The sequence below is a fragment of the Martelella sp. FOR1707 genome (genome assembly GCF_053484265.1).
On the sequence record NZ_JBAKFP010000003.1, the window covers coordinates 640,759 to 652,912 of the forward strand.

The 12,154-nt window shown below is 63.4% G+C and carries 12 protein-coding genes; 10 read left to right on the forward strand and 2 right to left on the reverse strand.

The genetic code is table 11. The features are described 5' to 3' along the window. Positions 1 to 39: 39 nt before the first annotated feature. The 10 genes from V6765_RS10825 to metF all read left to right on the forward strand — a co-directional run bounded on the left by V6765_RS10825 (position 40) and on the right by metF (position 9,588). Positions 40 to 1,149: an ABC transporter ATP-binding protein gene (locus V6765_RS10825; RefSeq protein ID WP_448428576.1), complete on the forward strand. Its 1,110-nt coding sequence runs from the start codon at positions 40 to 42 to the stop codon at positions 1,147 to 1,149. Positions 1,150 to 1,167: 18 nt separating this feature from the next. Continuing rightward, positions 1,168 to 1,383 (forward strand): twin-arginine translocase TatA/TatE family subunit, encoded by a 216-nt coding sequence (locus V6765_RS10830; RefSeq protein WP_448428578.1) that lies wholly within the window; start codon positions 1,168 to 1,170, stop codon positions 1,381 to 1,383. Between the two features lie 40 nt (positions 1,384 to 1,423). Continuing rightward, the gene (gene tatB, locus V6765_RS10835) at positions 1,424 to 1,978 is read left to right on the forward strand and encodes a Sec-independent protein translocase protein TatB (RefSeq protein WP_448428580.1); all 555 of its coding nucleotides are present in this window, start codon (positions 1,424 to 1,426) and stop codon (positions 1,976 to 1,978) included. Then, positions 1,975 to 2,793, forward strand: coding sequence for a twin-arginine translocase subunit TatC (gene tatC, locus V6765_RS10840; protein WP_448428582.1), 819 nt, complete (start codon positions 1,975 to 1,977; stop codon positions 2,791 to 2,793). Before tatB ends, tatC begins: the two co-directional genes overlap by 4 nt. A gap of 91 nt (positions 2,794 to 2,884) precedes the next feature. Continuing rightward, the gene (gene serS / locus V6765_RS10845; protein ID WP_448428584.1) at positions 2,885 to 4,168 is read left to right on the forward strand and encodes a serine--tRNA ligase; all 1,284 of its coding nucleotides are present in this window, start codon (positions 2,885 to 2,887) and stop codon (positions 4,166 to 4,168) included. A 1-nt stretch (position 4,169) separates the two neighbouring features. After that, entirely contained in the window at positions 4,170 to 4,928 is a 759-nt protein-coding gene (gene surE, locus V6765_RS10850; protein ID WP_448428586.1) for a 5'/3'-nucleotidase SurE, read from the forward strand. Between the two features lie 17 nt (positions 4,929 to 4,945). Continuing rightward, positions 4,946 to 5,599: a protein-L-isoaspartate(D-aspartate) O-methyltransferase gene (locus V6765_RS10855; RefSeq protein WP_448428588.1), complete on the forward strand. Its 654-nt coding sequence runs from the start codon at positions 4,946 to 4,948 to the stop codon at positions 5,597 to 5,599. 130 nt (positions 5,600 to 5,729) lie between these two features. Beyond that, entirely contained in the window at positions 5,730 to 7,220 is a 1,491-nt protein-coding gene (locus tag V6765_RS10860; RefSeq protein WP_448428590.1) for a LysM peptidoglycan-binding domain-containing protein, read from the forward strand. Between the two features lie 444 nt (positions 7,221 to 7,664). Further along, positions 7,665 to 8,669, forward strand: a complete 1,005-nt coding sequence (locus V6765_RS10865; protein WP_448428592.1) for an ArsR/SmtB family transcription factor — start codon at positions 7,665 to 7,667, stop codon at positions 8,667 to 8,669. A gap of 4 nt (positions 8,670 to 8,673) precedes the next feature. Further along, entirely contained in the window at positions 8,674 to 9,588 is a 915-nt protein-coding gene (metF, locus tag V6765_RS10870) for a methylenetetrahydrofolate reductase [NAD(P)H] (protein WP_448428594.1), read from the forward strand. Positions 9,589 to 9,654: 66 nt separating this feature from the next. On the opposite strand, the gene V6765_RS10875 is transcribed toward metF, so the two are convergent. Together V6765_RS10875 and V6765_RS10880 are read right to left on the reverse strand one after the other, a co-directional pair. Beyond that, complete coding sequence (locus V6765_RS10875) at positions 9,655 to 11,535, reverse strand: ABC-F family ATP-binding cassette domain-containing protein (protein ID WP_448428596.1); 1,881 nt, start codon at positions 11,533 to 11,535, stop codon at positions 9,655 to 9,657. 42 nt (positions 11,536 to 11,577) lie between these two features. After that, positions 11,578 to 12,090 (reverse strand): DinB family protein, encoded by a 513-nt coding sequence (locus V6765_RS10880; protein WP_448428598.1) that lies wholly within the window; start codon positions 12,088 to 12,090, stop codon positions 11,578 to 11,580. Between the last annotated feature and the right edge of the window lie 64 nt (positions 12,091 to 12,154).

A 12,154-nucleotide genomic window follows, 5' to 3' on the forward strand; every position in this document is an offset into this window, starting at 1 on the left:
ACGCCATTGTAAGGCGAGGCAAAACGTTCTGGAGCGGCGATGAATTTTGCCCGGCGCCCTATAGCCGAAAGCGGTTTGACCGCGCGGCTCGGTTTCGAAGATATCCGCCACGGCTATGGCCAGGGCGACGTCGTCAAGGGCGTGTCGCTGTCGGCCGCGCCCGGCGAGGTGTTGTGCCTGCTGGGGCCGTCCGGTTCGGGGAAAAGCACGCTTCTGCGCATCGCGGCGGGCCTCGAACGGCCACATCACGGCCGGTTGCTGATTGATGGCGTCGAGGTGACTGGGCCGTCGACCTTCCTGCCGCCGGAGCGGCGCGGCATCGGGTTGATGTTTCAGGATTTCGCGCTGTTTCCGCATATGACGGTCGCCGACAATGTCGCCTTCGGGCTGCAGCGCCTGCCGAAAGCCTCCCGTCAGGCCGCCGTCGGCGAAGCGCTGGCGCGCGTCGGGCTTGCCGGCTACCGCGACAAATATCCGCATATGCTGTCGGGCGGCGAGCAGCAGCGGGTGGCGCTTGCGCGTGCCGTCGCCCCGCGCCCTTCCGTACTGTTGATGGACGAGCCGTTCTCCGGCCTCGATTCGCGGTTGAAGGATCAGGTGCGGGCCGAAACGCTTGCCGTTCTTCGTGAGACCGGCGCAACCGTCATGATCGTCACCCACGACCCCGGCGAGGCGATGGGGGTGGCCGACAGGATCGCCTTGCTGAAGGACGGATATCTGGTGCAGACCGGCACGCCGCGCGCGCTATTCTCCCGGCCGGAGAGCCTGTTCGCCGCCTCTTTCTTCTCTGAAATCAATCGCTTCGAGGGAAAAGTTGAAGCGGGAAGGGTCGAGACCCCGTTTGGCAACCGTCCGCTGGCCGTCGCCATGGCCAATGGTCCTGTCACGATCGCGATCCGCCCCGGCGATATCCGGGTGAACCAGGAAGCGACGCTTTCCGGCCAGCCGGCAGAGGTGCTCGAGCGCCGCTTTCTCGGGACCCAGGAACTCTTCCGGCTGAGGATCGAGGGCACGCCGCATGTTCTCGATGCCAGCGTTTCCGCCGGCGCGATCGGCGAGGGCGCGGAACGGGTTTTTGTCGAAGTCGACGATCAGACTATTTTGGTATTTGAAAATCGCGAGCAAACGCCTTACACCAGAGACACCTAAGTAACAGGAGATTTGGTTATGGGTAATCTCGGTATCTGGCAGCTGCTCATCATTCTGGCGATTGTCGTGCTGCTTTTCGGCCGCGGCAAGATTCCCGAACTCATGGGCGATGTCGCCAAGGGCATCAAGAGCTTCAAGAAGGGCATTTCGGACGACGACGAAAAGCCGGCGGACAAGGACAAGACCGTCGAGCACACTGTTGAGCACAGGGCAGACGAGACCAAGCAGGGCTGATGCCGGGCAGCCGGCAACGGCTGGCCGCAGGAGAATGTGAATGCTTGACATTGGCTGGACCGAGCTCTTGGTCGTGGCGATCGTGCTGGTCGTTGTCGTCGGGCCCCGCGAACTTCCGCATGTGCTGAGAACCTTCGGCAAGACCATGACGAAGTTCCGGCGCATGGCGTCCGATTTCCGCTCCCAGATGGACGATGCGCTGAAAGAGGCGGATATGGAAGACGTCTCGACGGCGATCCGGGACGTCAGAAAAATCAATCCCGCCAATCAGTTGCGCGACGCGATCAATCCTTTGCGACAGACCGCTCGCGATATCGATTCCGACCTCTGGAAATCGACAGCCCTCGATAACAAGCCGAAGTCCAAAGCCGATGGGCCGGAGCTGAAGAAAGCGTCCTATCCCACGCCGGGCGTCAATCCCGATTTCTCCTCCGTCAACGCCTTCGACAAGGCTGCGGCGAAAAAGGACGAGGCGGAGCCCGTGCTGGTGTCCAAGCGACAGGAAGAACGGCTCGTCAGCCACAGGCCCGGCTTCAAGGCCGCCCCGAGGCCCGTCAAGCCGAAATCGTCCGGTGGACGCAGGAGCGGACGATGAGCGCGAACAACGATATCGATGACAAGCCGCAGCCGCTTGTCGAGCATCTGATCGAGCTCAGGAAGCGCCTTGTCTGGTCGCTGGTGGCCTTCTTCCTTGGCTTCCTGCTCTGTTTCGCCTTTGCGAAGGATCTCTTCAACATTCTGGTGCTGCCCTATAAATGGGCGGTGATGTGGTCCGGGCATGACCCGGAGAAGATGCAGCTCATCTATACCGCGCCGCAGGAATTCTTCTTCACCCAGATCAAGATCTCGCTGTTTGGCGGCCTGCTGCTGGCCTTCCCGGTGATCGCCTTTCAGGTCTACAGTTTTGTGGCGCCCGGTCTTTACCGCAACGAGCGTTCGGCCTTTCTGCCGTTTCTCGTAGCCTCGCCGATCCTGTTCATCATCGGCGGCGCCATCGTCTATTTCTTCCTGATTCCCGTGGTCATGCTGTTCTTCCTCGGCATGCAGCAATCCGCGGGAGAGGGCGAGGTGGCGATCTCGCTGCTGCCGAAGGTGTCGGAATATCTCAGTCTTATCATGTCGCTGGTGCTGGCTTTCGGCCTGGTGTTCCAGTTGCCGGTGGTCACCACGCTGATGGCGCGCGTCGGGCTTGTCTCGTCGAAATGGCTTGCCAAGCAGCGCAAATTCGCGATCGTGATCGCCTTCATTATCGCCGCCGTCCTGACCCCGCCCGACCCGCTTTCGCAGCTCGGTCTCGCGCTTCCGACCGTGCTTCTCTACGAGGTCGCGATCTACGCGGCGCGGATCGTGGAACGCAAGCGCGTCGAAGCCGCAGAGGAAGAGAGCGCATCGGAAGAGGACGAGGCTTAAGCCTTTCACTTGCGCTTTCGATATGAGTTGGGCACAAGAGGGCCGCCGGTAAATCGACCGGCGACCCTTTTATTTTTCTGGAAGCTTCATCATGCTCGATATCAAATGGATTCGCGAAAACCCGGAGGCGCTCGACAAGGCGCTGGCCGCGCGCGGCGCCAGGCCGCTTGCCGCAGAAATCGTCGACCTGGATGAGAAGCGCCGCTCCGTCGTGCAGCGCCTCCAGGAAATGCAGTCCCGCCGCAACGCCGCATCCAAGGAAATTGGCATGGCGATGGGCAAGAAAGATACGGAGCTTGCCGAAAAGCTGAAGGCCGAGGTCTCGGAGATCAAGACCGCCATGCCGACGCTGGAGGCGGAGGAGCGCGAGGCCACGGCGGCGCTCGACGACCTTCTCGCCGGCATCCCCAACGTGCCGCTCGACGATGTGCCGGTCGGCGAGGACGAGGAGGCCAATGTCGAAATCCGCCGCTGGGGCGAAAAACCCGGCTGGAACCACGCCGCGAAGGAGCATTTCGAAATCGGCGAGGCGCTCGGCGGCATGGATTTCGAGCGGGCGGCGAAGCTTTCGGGCTCGCGCTTCACGGTGCTCACCGGCGCGTTCGCAAGGCTCGAGCGTGCGCTCGGCCAGTTCATGATCGACATGCATACCTCCGAGCACGGCTATCAGGAAGTCAGCCCGCCGCTTCTGGTGCGCGACGAGGCCCTGTTCGGCACCGGCCAGTTGCCGAAATTCGCCGACGACCTTTTCAAGGCCTCGGAGGATCGCTGGATGATCCCGACGGCGGAGGTGCCGCTCACCAATCTGGTCGCGGGCGAGATCCTGCCGGCGGAGGAGCTGCCGCTGCGCTATTCGGCGCTCACCTATTGCTTCCGTTCCGAGGCGGGGTCTGCAGGGCGTGATACTCGCGGCATGCTGCGCCAGCATCAGTTTCTGAAATGCGAGATGGTCTCGATTACCGATGCCGAAAGCTCGCTCGATGAACTGGAGCGGATGACGGCGGCGGCCGAGGACGTGCTGAAGAAGCTCGGCCTGCATTACCGCGTCATGGCGCTTTCGACCGGCGATATGGGCTTTTCGGCGCGCAAGACCTATGACATCGAGGTCTGGCTGCCGGGGCAGGATACCTATCGCGAAATCTCGTCCTGCTCGGTCTGCGGCGATTTCCAGGCGCGACGCATGAATGCGCGTTATCGCGGCAAGGAGGAGAAGCAGACCCGCTTCGTGCATACGCTGAACGGTTCCGGCGTGGCTGTCGGCCGCGCACTGATCGCCGTCGTCGAGAATTATCTGAATGAAGACGGTTCTGTCACCGTTCCGGATGCACTGGTGCCGTATATGGGCGGCATGACCCGCATCGAGAAGGCGAAGTGACATGCGCATTCTGCTGACCAATGACGACGGCATTCACGGCCCCGGCCTTGCGGTGCTGCAATCCCTTGCCGCCCAGCTTTCCGACGACGTCTGGACGGTGGCGCCGGAAACCGACCAGAGCGGCCTTGCCCATTCGCTGACCCTGTCGGAGCCCCTGCGGCTCCGACAGATGGGCGAGAAGGAATATGCCCTGCGCGGCACGCCGACCGATTGCGTGATCATGGCGGTGCGCGAGGTATTGCCCGAGCCGCCGGACCTGATCCTATCCGGCATCAACTCCGGGGCCAACATGGCCGACGACGTCACCTATTCCGGCACGATCGCCGCGGCCATCGAAGGCACGATGCAGGGCGTCCGCTCGATCGCGCTCAGCCAGACCGGCAATTACGATGATGGACGGCGCTATTTCCCCTGGGAGGTGGCCGAGCGCCATGCCCCGGCGCTGATCGACAAGCTGCTGACGCTCGACCTTCCCGATGGCACCTTCCTGAACGTCAATTTCCCGTGCTGCGCGCCGGAGGAGGTCAAGGGCGTGCGGGTCACCGCGCAGGGCAAGCTTGAGTCGGGCCTCTCTGTCGACAAGCGCACCGATGGCCGCGGACTTCCCTATTACTGGCTGACCTTCCGCGATCGGCTCAGCGCCTTTGCCGATGACAGCGATCTGCAGGCGATTGGCGAGAATTATCTCTCGGTCACGCCGCTCAAGCTCGACTTGACCGACCATGCGGTTCGCGACAGGATCAAGGCTGCGATCGGTTGATTTGAAGAGGGATGGCGGTGGCGACGAAGCTTCAGGAACGGGAAGGGTTTGCGGCCCTTGTCATGCGCCTTCGCGCCGGCGGCGTCACCAATCTCGACCTGCTGTCGGCGGTGGAGGCCACGCCGCGCTCGCTGTTCACGCCCTCGCATCTTTCGCCCTATGCCTATAGCGGCCGCTCCGTGCCGATCGAATGCGGGGCGTTCATGGAAAGCGCCGATCTCGCCATCCGCCTTATTGACATCCTCAAGGTGAAGCCCGGCCAGCGCGTGCTCGAGGTCGGCACGGGCTCGGGCTATACCGCCGCGATCATGGGCCGCATCGCCGAGCGGGTGCTGACGGTGGAGCGCTATCGCACGCTTGCCGATCTAGCGCGTCGGCGACTTGCCGAACTTTCGCTGCAACGCGTCGTCGTGCGCCAGGCTGATGGCCGCGAGGGCATGAGCGGCGAGGGCACCTTCGACCGTATCCTCTATACCGTGGCGCTGCCGGAAATTCCCCGCGCGCGCGTGGAACAGCTCGTCTCCAACGGCGTCATCATGGCGCCGCTGATCCGGGAGGGCGCCCGGCCGCTGATGGTGCGCATGACGCGAATCGGCAGCCGCTTCGAACGTGAGGACCTGTTCGAGGTGCCGTATCTTGCCGCCGAGCGCGGTCTCTCAAAGGCCTTGTAGGGCCCCGTTTTCCGGCTGACCGGACTTTTTGCGCCCGATTTTCACGCTTCACCGTCGGCTTTAACCGTGCGGTAACTCTGATGTGGTTAAAACCGGTGCAGTAAAGAGTTCAAGCGTACAGGGTCGGTTCATGCGTATTTCTGGGCTGCCGGAAGTCGGCAAAGCAACACAAGGCGTACTGCTCGTTTCGTCGCTGGCCATATTGGCCGCCGGGTGCAGTTCTGAAACCTCGCGCCTGAGCAACGGGCCGGACACGATGACCACCGGCTCGGTCGTTCCGCAATATCAGCAGCTCGTTCCCCCCGCCAATGTCGGCGGCGGCGGATATCAGGGCCTGCCATCCGCCTCGTCCGGCCAGGCCGTTTACAGCAACCAGCCGATCAATACCGCGACCACCGCCGGTTCGGGCGCGCGCATGGCAACCACGCCGGTGACGGTGCAGACCAACACGCTGCCGCCGCCGTCAGCGCCGACGCAGACCGCGGCGCTCGCGCAGCCGGCCAATCCCGCACCGCAGCCGGCCGCCGTCGGCGCGCCGAGCACGCTTCCTTCCAGCACGCAGGATGTGGCGACGCGCCGCGTGATGATGCGCTCGGACGAATCGCTTTCCGCCTTCGCCAGCCGCAATGGCGTCAGCGAGCAGGAAATCCTCCGGCTGAACGGCCTTACCAGCGCCTCGCAGGTGCGTCCCGGCCAGGTTCTCGTTATCCCGGTGGGTTCGACGCAGCAGTCGGTTGCCAAGTCCGCGAGCCAGTCCCAGGGTCTGCCGCCGGCAGCGCCGACACAGCTCCCCTCCGATACGCCCGATCAGCGCGTCGCGGTTCTGCCGGGAACGGCGGGCGTGCGCGAGCGCCAGAGCGTGGAGGCGACCAGCACGGCTTCAGCAGCCCGCAACGGCGAGAGCGGCGACGGCAACACCTACACCGTCAAGAGCGGCGACAGCCTCTACACGATCGCGAAATCCTATGGCGTCACGGTTGATTCGCTGAAGGCGGCCAATGGACTGACGTCGGCCAATATCCGCATCGGCCAGAAGCTCGCCATTCCGAGCAAGGGCGCGCCGGCGCAGACGACCGCGCCGGTGCAAACGGCTGCCGCCGCGCCGACCACCCCGGTCAACAAGACCGCTCAGACCACAGACAACCCCAAGCCCTATCAGCCCCCGGCCGCCGAAACGACCGCCGTCGTGGAAGAGGTTGCCGTTCGTTCCGATGCGGGCGAGGAGGTGCCGGAAGGCACCGGCATCGCCACCTATCGCTGGCCCGTCAAGGGCGCGGTGGTTGTCGGGTTCGGCCAGCCATATGGCGACGATATTTCCGAGGGCATAGACATTTCGGTTCCCCAGGGCACGCCGATCAAGGCCGCCGAAAACGGCGTCGTGGTCTATGCCGATGACGGGCTCTCCGATTATGGCAACGCCATCCTGATCCGCCACGACGACGGGCGGGTGACGGTCTACGGTTACGCCGAGGAACTGAAGGTCAAGCGCGGCGACAGCGTCCAGCGCGGCCAGACGATCGCCACATCCGGCATGAGCGGCAAGGCGCAGCGCCCCATGGTTCACTTCGAGGTCCGCGACAACACCACCGCCGTCGATCCGATGCCGTTCCTGAACGGTTGACGGGCCGCCATTTCACCACGCGATAGCTCTGCGGCGCCAAGGGCGCCGTCAGTTTGTTGACAAAGCACGTTGCAGACATTTTGAGCTTGCCGCCCCCTCTGTCCGTCACCCCGGACTTGATCCGGGGTCCAGGGCGGGAAAACACCTTACGTTCAAGGGGCTCTACTCGCGGTCGTTGTCGAAATTGGCCCTGGATGCCGGCTCAAGGCCGGCATGACGGAGGAGGAGGAAAAGGGACTTTGTCAGCAGTCTGACGGCGACAAGGAGCGCCGTTTTGCCTTTCCAGGCAATATGCGGCGGCCGGGTTCGCATTTCCGTCTCGCCGTCTCACAGCGGTCAGCGGTGTGCAGCGCCGCATCTCTGCTGTACCATGCTTCATCAAGGGCTTGCGCAAACTCGGCAAGCTATATAAAGACATCTTTATGTCTTGATGAAAGTCGGAAGATGGCGAAGTTCGATCTGGAGACCATGGTGGAGGTGCTGAAGGCGGTGGGCGAGCCCACGCGTCTCAGGCTGATCGCGCTGCTTTCGGCGGGCGACCTCACGGTTTCCGATCTTACCGATATCCTGGGGCAGTCGCAGCCGCGCATTTCCCGCCACCTGAAACTGCTGGCAGAGGCCGGACTGATCGACCGCTATCAGGAAGGCGCGTGGGCCTATTTCCGACTGAAGGACGAGGGCTTGCCCGCGCGGCTTGTGCGCCAGCTTCTCGATAACGTTTCGCCGGAGGATTCGGCGCTGAAACGCGACATGGCCCGTCTTGCAGCGGTCAAGCAGGCGCGGGCGGAAAAGGCGGAAGCCTATTTCGCCCAGCATGCCGGCGAGTGGGACCAGATGCGCCGCCTCCACATTTCCGAGGCCGAGGTGGAAAACTGCCTCGTGGGCCTGATCGGCAACAAACCGGTGCAGAACATGCTCGATCTCGGCACCGGCACCGGGCGCATGCTGCTGTTGCTGAAGGATGTCTATCGCCGCGCCGTCGGCATCGATGCCAGCCGCGACATGCTGGCCGTCGCCCGCGCCAATCTCGATGCCGAGGGACTGACCCGCGCCGTTGTCCGGCTCGGCGATATCCTGAACCTGCCGCTGGAGAGCGAGGATTTCGATCTGGTGCTCATCCATCAGGTGCTGCATTTCCTTGAAAACCCGGACGAAGCGATTGCCGAGGCCGCGCGCGTGATGCGGCCGGGCGGGCGGCTGGCGGTCATCGATTTCGCGCCGCACAATCTGGAATATCTGCGCGCCGACCATGCGCATCTGCGTCTCGGCTTTTCCCATCAGGCGATGGAAGACTGGATGCAGGCAGCCGGGCTCGATGTGGAAAAGGTGATCGATCTTCCCTTCGCGGCAGCAAACGAACCGTCGCTGACGGTGACGGTCTGGCTTGCACGCGATCCCCGTCTGCTGGTGGCCGGCGGCAATGAAAAGACTTTTGCTAGGAGTGTCTAAGGCAATGACCGATGGAACCGGCGCGCTGACGCGGCCGATCGAGTATTCGTTCGAATTTTTTCCGCCCAAGAGCGAGGACGCCGCCGCCGGCTGGTGGCGGGCGGTTCAGGCGCTCTCGGCCTATGATCCCGGCTTCGTCTCGGTCACCTATGGCGCCGGCGCTTCCAGTCAGGCCCCGACCTTCGACGCCGTCAAGCGCCTGATCGATGAGACAGATCTGGTCACCGCATCGCACCTGACAGTGGTCAAGGCCACCAGCGGCGAGGTCGATGATGTGATCCGGCGGTTCCGCGATGCCGGCGTGAGGCGTTTCGTCGCCCTGCGCGGCGATGCGCCGGATGGCGTCGGCGCTGCCTACCGCCCGCATCCGGGCGGCTACGCCAATGCCGCGGCATTGGTGGCGGGGCTGAAGGCGATCGACGATTTCGATATCTCGGTTTCTGCCTATCCGGAAAAACACCCCGAAAGCGCCGATCGCGCCGCCGATATCGCCATGCTCAAGGCCAAGGTCGATAACGGCGCCGACCGCGCCCTGACCCAGTTCTTTTTCGACAATGACGTGTTCGAGGACTACCTGAACGACGTCCGCAGGGCAGGGGTGTCGATCCCGGTTCTACCCGGCATCATGCCGGTGCAGAACCTCAACCAGCTCAAGCGCTTCGCCGCGATGTGCGGGGCGAGCATCCCGGATTTCCTCGAGAGGCGACTCGGAACCCTTGTGGATGACCCCGCGGCCCATTTCGAGGTGGCCGCCGATATCGCCGCCGAGCAGGTGCTCGATCTGCAAAGGCGCGGAATCTCAGAGTTTCATTTCTATACCATGAACCGCTCCAAGCTGCTGATCGCGGTATTCGAACGCCTCGGCATCGAGCCTTCCGAAAGCGCGTCGGATGAGAGGATGCTGGGGCGCACGGGATAGAAGCGAGGTGGCGCGTTCCCGGACAGATGCCGGTGATCACACCGGCAGCGCTTCCGCGGCTGTCAGTCAGTCCGCCATGCCGGCTTCGTATTTCGCCGATAGCGCCAGCCATTCCTCCTCGACCTTGGAAAGCTCCGCCGCCGCGTTGGCGCGCGCCTGGATCATCACCTTCGCTTTTTCGGGCGACTGGGTGTAGAGCTTGGGATTGGCGAGATCGGCGTCGAGCTTGGCGATGATCGCCTCGATCTTTGCCGTCTTCTTCTCGGCCTGATCGATCTGCTTCTTCAGCGGCGCGAGCGAAGCGCGCCGGTCGGCGGCGCTCCGGCGCTGCTCGGCTTTCGAGCGGGTGTCCTCGACCGGCGCCTTTGTTGCCTTCGGCTTGCCGCCGGAGATGATCAGCTCGCGGTAATCCTCGAGGTCGCCGTCATAATTCTTCACCGTTCCGTCGTGGACCAGCCACAGCCGGTCGACGGTGGCCTCGATCAGGTGACGGTCATGCGAGATCAGGATCACCGCGCCGGGATAATCGTTCAACGCCTGGATCAGCGCGTTGCGGCTGTCGATGTCGAGGTGGTTGGTGGGCTCGTCGAGGATCAGCAGGTTGGGCGCGTGGAAGGCGGCAAGGCCCATCAGCAGCCGCGCCTTCTCGCCGCCGGAAAGATCGCGCGCGGGCGTATCCATCTTTTCCGTCGCAAGGCCCATCTGGGCGACGCGGGCGCGCACCTTCGGCTCGGGAGCGGCCGGCATCAGCTTGCGCACATGGGCAATCGCGCTTTCCTCGGGCACAAGATCGTCGATCTGGTGCTGGGCGAAGAAGCCGGTCAGGAGGTTAGGCGCAAGCTTCAGCGTGCCGCTTTCCGGCTTCAGCCGGCCGGAGATGAATTTCGCGAAGGTCGACTTGCCGTTGCCGTTGGCCCCAAGCAGCGCAATCCGGTCGTCATTGTCGAGGCGCAGGTTGAGCCCGGTGAGAATCGGCTTGCCCGGCGCATAGCCGACCGCGCCGTCCTCGATCGCGACGATCGGGGAGGCGGGTATCTTTTCCGGCGCGGGGAAGGAGAAGCCCTGCACGTGATCCTCGATCACCGCCGAAACCGTACCCATCCGCTCCAGCGCCTTGACGCGGCTTTGCGCCTGGCGGGCCTTGGAGGCCTTGGCCTTGAACCGGTCGATGAAGCTTTGCAGGTGCTTGCGCTGGGCCTCGTTCTTGGCATGCGCCTTCATCTGCAATTCGTCCTGGGCCGCCTTCTGGCGGGCGAACTGGTCGTAGGAGCCGCGATAGAAGGTCAGCTTCTTCTGGTCGAGATGGACGATGGCATTGGCCGCGGTGTTCAACAGGTCGCGGTCATGCGAGATGATGATCACGCTGTAGGGATAGCGGCGGATGTAATCCTCCAGCCACAGCGTGCCTTCCAGATCGAGATAGTTGGTTGGCTCGTCGAGCAGCAGCAGGTCGGGCTCGGAAAACAGCACCGCCGCCAGCGCCACGCGCATGCGCCAGCCGCCGGAAAAGGACGAGGCCGGGCGCTTCTGGGCGGCTTCGTCGAAACCGAGGCCGGAGAGAATGCTGGCCGCGCGCGCTTCGGCCGAATGGGCGTCGATATCGGCAAGACGCGTGTGGATTTCGGCGATCCGGTCGGGGTCTTTCGCGGTCTCGGCCTCGGCAAGCAGGGCGGCGCGCTCCTTGTCGGCGGCGAGCACGATCTCGATCAGCGGATCTTCCGTGCCGGGCGCTTCCTGCGCCACCTGGCCGATGCGCGCGCGTTTGGGCAGTGACACCGTGCCGGTTTCGGGGGCAAGCGCGCCGGTCAGCACGCGAAACAGCGTCGACTTGCCGGCGCCGTTGCGGCCGACAAGCCCCGCCTTCATCCCATCGGGGATAGAGACGGAGGCGTTTTCGATGAGCAGGCGTCCGGCGACGCGGACTGTAAGGTCGGATATCGAGATCATGGTGGGGTTTTGTCTGAAACCGCACCGCTTGGCAAGCGATCTTCAGCCTTGCGGCAGCGCGCGTCCTTCAGGGGTGCGCAGGAAGTAGATCATGTCCAGCGCCAGCGACGGCTGGCCCAGCACGGTCAGCATCATATGCGCTTGACCGCGGTGGTGGGTCTGGTGATTGAAGAAATGCGCGAGCGTGGTGCCGAGCCTGTCGGTATAGGTCTTGGGCGGGTTGCCGCGCTGATAGGAAAATGTTCCTTCCACGCTTTGAAGCCCGTCGATGAAGCCGATGATATTGTCGTCCATCGCCGCGCGCGCCACCCTTAACGCCGTGAAGTCATCGAACAGGATGGTGTCGAGCACAACCGGGCCGGTGTCCTTGCCCGAAAACCGCGTCATCCACACCCCGTCGGCATAGAGAATATGGTTGAGCGTTGCATGCACGGAGGGAAAGAACGCGCCGAGATCGCGTCGGTATTCCTCGTCCGAAAGCCTGGCCACAATGTCATAAATCTGGCGGTTGGCCCAGGCATTGTAAGCGGCGAACCTGCGGTAGTGCTGCAACATCTCTTTCTCCGTTCTTTTGCGCGAGAATAACGCGGCCTTCGTCGCAAACCAGCGCCAAATTTTG

Coding starts and splice junctions, on each gene's coding strand:
- V6765_RS10825 (WP_448428576.1), top strand. CDS start 40: ATGAATTTTGCCCGGCGCCCTATAGCCGAAAGCGGTTTGACCGCGCGG.
- V6765_RS10830 (WP_448428578.1), top strand. CDS start 1,168: ATGGGTAATCTCGGTATCTGGCAGCTGCTCATCATTCTGGCGATTGTC.
- tatB (WP_448428580.1), top strand. CDS start 1,424: ATGCTTGACATTGGCTGGACCGAGCTCTTGGTCGTGGCGATCGTGCTG.
- tatC (WP_448428582.1), top strand. CDS start 1,975: ATGAGCGCGAACAACGATATCGATGACAAGCCGCAGCCGCTTGTCGAG.
- serS (WP_448428584.1), top strand. CDS start 2,885: ATGCTCGATATCAAATGGATTCGCGAAAACCCGGAGGCGCTCGACAAG.
- surE (WP_448428586.1), top strand. CDS start 4,170: ATGCGCATTCTGCTGACCAATGACGACGGCATTCACGGCCCCGGCCTT.
- V6765_RS10860 (WP_448428590.1), top strand. CDS start 5,730: ATGCGTATTTCTGGGCTGCCGGAAGTCGGCAAAGCAACACAAGGCGTA.
- V6765_RS10865 (WP_448428592.1), top strand. CDS start 7,665: ATGGCGAAGTTCGATCTGGAGACCATGGTGGAGGTGCTGAAGGCGGTG.
- metF (WP_448428594.1), top strand. CDS start 8,674: ATGACCGATGGAACCGGCGCGCTGACGCGGCCGATCGAGTATTCGTTC.
- V6765_RS10875 (WP_448428596.1), bottom strand. CDS start 11,535: ATGATCTCGATATCCGACCTTACAGTCCGCGTCGCCGGACGCCTGCTC.
- V6765_RS10880 (WP_448428598.1), bottom strand. CDS start 12,090: ATGTTGCAGCACTACCGCAGGTTCGCCGCTTACAATGCCTGGGCCAAC.